General features: G+C 64.0%; 1 protein-coding gene. It reads right to left on the minus strand.

Going from position 1 to position 1,437, the window contains the following annotated elements:
* Positions 1-24: 24 nt before the first annotated feature.
* Positions 25-1,326: an ISL3 family transposase gene (locus tag ACTJJW_RS14730; protein WP_462645911.1), complete on the minus strand. Its 1,302-nt coding sequence runs from the start codon at positions 1,324-1,326 to the stop codon at positions 25-27.
* Between the last annotated feature and the right edge of the window lie 111 nt (positions 1,327-1,437).

The following is a 1,437-nucleotide window of genomic DNA, read 5'->3' on the forward strand; positions in this document are numbered from 1 at the left end:
GGGCTCTCCTGTCTCTTCCGTGGGTTAATTCCTGCCGGGGAGCACGGGTTTGTGGCCACCGAGGCTGAGCATCGCGAGGGCGATGAGGGCGTCGGGGGATTTGAAGCCGAAGGCGATGCGGGTTATGAGGCGGATCTTCGTGTTCATCGACTCGACCCGGCCGTTGGAGAGGCCGTGCTCGATCGAGGCGAGGATCGCAGGTCGGTGTTTGACGATGCTGCGTTGCAGTTTCACGAACGCGGGGATCCGACACCGCCTGGCCCAGCCCACCCACTTATCCAGGGCTTCAGCGGCCTCGGCGTGGGGCAGTTTGAAGATCACCCGGAGGCCTTCCTTGAGGTAGTACGCCCGCCCCAGAGTCGGGTCGGTCTGCACGATCCACGCGAGCTTCACTTTCTGCTTTTCGGTGAGGTTCTCGGGGTTCTTCCAGAGCGCGTAGCGGGAGTTCTTCACCCCGGCAGCACGGGCGCTGTCTGGCCGGACCGCAGCGTCGGCGGCAGGGCGGCCGCGGTGGCGGCGGGCCTCGTTCACCCGGGCAGCTTTCCGGGCGTCGTTCCAGGCTGATCGGCGGACTTCATCGAGAGCGTCGGTGGCCCATTTCACGACGTGGAACGGATCCGCGCACCGAACCGCGTTGGGGGCTTTCTCCGCAACAACACGGGCGATCCATGCAGCCCCGTCCGCTGAGACGTGCGTGATCAGTGCCGAGCGTTCCGGGCCCAACGCGTCGAAGAACGTGCCCAGGGTGGCCTTGTCCTGGCCGGGGGCTGCCCAGACGAGTCGCCCGGAATCGTGGTCGACAACCACGGTCAAATAGCGGTGGCCGCGCTTATAACTGATCTCGTCGATACCGATCCGGGCGAGGTCGGCGAACTGATCGAACTGCTTCCCGGTATCAGCCCACACTCGGGTGATGATCGCCCCGACCGTGCGCCACGCGATCCTCATCAGCACTGTGATCGCGGTCTTGGACGTCTGGGTTGCCAGCCACGCGACCTGGTCGTCGAAGAACAGCGTGTGCCCGCTCTGATGTCTCGCCCAGGGGACGGCCGCGACGGTGACACCGTGAACACCGCAGCTCACCCTTGGCGATTCGGCTTCCAGATGGACCTGTATCGAGCCAGCGTCCAAGGATCGCCACCGCCTGCGACCCTCACCGGCGTCATAGCGGGGGCAGCGTTTCCGACACGCCCCGCACCGGTTCCGCATCGACACGGTCGGTCGGACCGACGCGACGAGGGTGCCCGTGTCGGGATCCAGATCCACGTCTTCGACAATGGTCTTATCGACTCCGAGCAAAGTTCGCCATAGTGTTGTGCTTTGCACGCCGTTTTCTCGTCTCTAAGTTTCTTGCCTTTGACAGTTAGAAACCTAGACGGAAAGCGGCGTGCACTTGTTAACGGGCTCCGAAACGACCCACGGTTACGTCAGGAGAGC

The sequence above is a fragment of the Rhodoglobus galactosidasius genome (assembly GCF_054957775.1).